This is a genomic window from Oceanobacillus bengalensis (genome assembly GCF_003628445.1).
Taxonomy (GTDB): domain Bacteria; phylum Bacillota; class Bacilli; order Bacillales; family Amphibacillaceae; genus Oceanobacillus; species Oceanobacillus bengalensis.
Genome location: NZ_RBZO01000081.1, coordinates 1 through 1,356, shown reverse-complemented (window position 1 = coordinate 1,356; position 1,356 = coordinate 1). Strand labels below are relative to the sequence as shown.

The 1,356-nt window shown below is 54.7% G+C and carries 1 rRNA gene; it reads right to left on the bottom strand.

Annotated elements, in window-relative coordinates:
- Window positions 1-6: 6 nt before the first annotated feature.
- Window positions 7-1,356: ribosomal RNA gene (locus tag D8M05_RS20460) — 23S ribosomal RNA — on the bottom strand; the annotation flags it as partial.

Below are 1,356 nucleotides of genomic sequence, written 5' to 3'. Positions count from 1 at the left end.
AAGAATTTAGTTAAGTCCTCGATCGATTAGTATCCGTCAACTCCACGTGTCACCACGCTTCCATCTCGAACCTATCAACCTCATCGTCTCTGAGGGATCTTACTCACTCGAAGTGATGGGAAGTCTCATCTTGAGGGGGGCTTCATGCTTAGATGCTTTCAGCACTTATCCTTTCCACACGTAGCTACCCAGCTATGCTCCTGGCGGAACAACTGGTACACCAGCGGTGTGTCCATCCCGGTCCTCTCGTACTAAGGACAGCTCCTCTCAAACTTCCAGCGCCCACGACGGATAGGGACCGAACTGTCTCACGACGTTCTGAACCCAGCTCGCGTACCGCTTTAATGGGCGAACAGCCCAACCCTTGGGACCGACTACAGCCCCAGGATGCGATGAGCCGACATCGAGGTGCCAAACCTCCCCGTCGATGTGAACTCTTGGGGGAGATAAGCCTGTTATCCCCGGGGTAGCTTTTATCCGTTGAGCGATGGCCCTTCCATGCGGAACCACCGGATCACTAAGCCCGACTTTCGTCCCTGCTCGACTTGTAGGTCTCGCAGTCAAGCTCCCTTCTGCCTTTACACTCTACGAATGATTTCCAACCATTCTGAGGGAACCTTTGGGCGCCTCCGTTACCTTTTGGGAGGCGACCGCCCCAGTCAAACTGCCCGCCTGACACTGTCTCCGAACCGGATCACGGTCCTGGGTTAGAATGTCCATACAGCCAGGGTGGTATCCCACGGCTGCCTCCACAGAAGCTGGCGCTCCTGCTTCAGATGGCTCCCACCTATCCTGTACAAGCTGCACAGACATTCAATATCAGGCTACAGTAAAGCTCCACGGGGTCTTTCCGTCCTGTCGCGGGTAATGCGCATCTTCACGCATAGTATAATTTCACCGGGTCTCTCGTTGAGACAGTGCCCAAGTCGTTGCACCTTTCGTGCGGGTCGGAACTTACCCGACAAGGAATTTCGCTACCTTAGGACCGTTATAGTTACGGCCGCCGTTTACTGGGGCTTCGGTTCTAAGCTTCGGACCAAAGGTCCTAACCCTTCCCCTTAACCTTCCAGCACCGGGCAGGTGTCAGCCCCTATACTTCGCCTTTCGGCTTCGCAGAGACCTGTGTTTTTGCTAAACAGTCGCTTGGGCCTATTCACTGCGGCTCCTCCTTAAAGGAGCACCCCTTCTCCCGAAGTTACGGGGTCATTTTGCCGAGTTCCTTAACGAGAGTTCTCCCGCTCACCTTAGGATTCTCTCCTCGCCTACCTGTGTCGGTTTGCGGTACGGGCACCTGTGACCTTGCTAGAGGCTTTTCTCGGCAGTGTGAAATCAGGAACTTCGGTCTAAGACCTCCCC